The 1,558-nt window shown below is 52.8% G+C and carries 1 protein-coding gene; it reads right to left on the reverse strand.

Annotated elements, in window-relative coordinates:
• Positions 1-1,558, reverse strand: a 1,558-nt coding sequence (locus KDK17_RS14350; protein ID WP_257288353.1) for a PEP/pyruvate-binding domain-containing protein, incomplete at both ends; no start/stop codon positions are given.

Genomic DNA, 1,558 nt, shown 5'->3' on the forward strand with positions numbered 1-1,558 from the left:
ATGCAGGGCAAAAATCAGCTCATGGACACTCCGCACCTGCTCAGCCTCCTCAGGGCTGAGAGCTTGAAGACAGGATTCCAGCAGATGACAGTCTGCCAGCCACGGACGAAACATTCCCGGAGATAGCTGCCCGTTATCAGCGGCTTGCATTGGCAGAATGATGCTCTTTATCCCGGACCGGAGGGTCTGTTTCAGCGCCGCGAACCGGTTGAACAGTTGCAGTAATTCTTCCTGCAATGGCATGATCTCAAGTGAATCGCTATGCCGCGCCAGACGCAAGAATGCCTGATAACCCTCCAACAGTGCTTCAGCCCCATGAATCAGACGATTGACGTTATCCGCAGTCTCAGTCAGTAGCTTTGATCGTTGTGGCGACATGCTTAATTTTATGGGGTTCGCCAAACAATCCAGTCCACTGCCGGGGGCAAACAATGCCAACAGGCGTGTATTTTGATTCGTGAGCCATTGGAAACCGCTGGCAACTTTATGAAATGTGCCTTCAGGGGGAGACAAATCATCCCGTGACGGGACAGCTTTTGCCGGCGGCACATCAGAAACAACAGAAGACAGGCTTCTGTGACTGGCCAGTTTTTCGGTAATGTCACCGGCCACAATGAAGGCACCGGATTTACTATTAAAGCGGGCGCAAGCCAGCGTGACTTGATGGACACCCTGAGCGATCACTGCCGTATACCTGCCACCTGCCAGCATTAAGGGCTTTTTCTCCTGTCTCATGAGGATCGCCACATGATCATTGAATCCTCCTTCTGCAATGACAAAACCACCTGCCCGCATCAGGAAACCGGGCTCAAGCAGCCATTCTTCGGCGTGTCGGGCCAGGACGATGGCTCCGTGTGGCATTATGTCTGACTCTTGTTTTTTGGCCAGCCAGATGGGCCCGGTGCAATAGCCTTCACTGACGGCCTCACCAATGATCAGACTGTCATCGGGTATAGGCATGGCAAAATCCATACCGCCAGAGAGTCGGGTTATGGGGCGTACCTGCAACAGGAACAGGCAACCCTGATGATCAATAGCAAACTCCACATCCACCGGGCAAAGCAACAGGTCTTCCAGCTTTGTCACCACATCCCTGAGTGCTGAAACCGTGTCATCACTGAGTCGATGACTGCCGTCGCCTGATCGGGGGTTCGCATCATCAATTCTTGTTTCCGAATAGCCGTTATTTTCGCTGTTTTTTTGGAGGATAAATTGATTTGAAACCGTTCCGGGAAAGTATTGCCAGCTTTCAGCGCCTTCTTTGCGAGCAATATCGATGCGGTGGGGCGTGTTGCCGGACTGTCCTGCCACTATGCCTCTGGGCTGACCGGGTGTGTACTCAATCCTGACAGTATCATCCTGAAAGGACTGAAAGCTCATGGCGACCCCGCCATATTTGCAGTCAATACACTGTTGAATGATCAAAGCCATGGGTGGTGGTATCATTCCGGGGCAAACTTCAGGCCGGTAACCCGAGGCCATGACCTTGAGACAGGTTCGCAGAACATCCTCTTCTCCCTGAACTTCAGAGAGGTATTTGCCCGCCTGGGCATCGCCG

The organism is Endozoicomonas sp. SESOKO2, from assembly GCF_024606245.1.
GTDB lineage: Bacteria > Pseudomonadota > Gammaproteobacteria > Pseudomonadales > Endozoicomonadaceae > Endozoicomonas_A.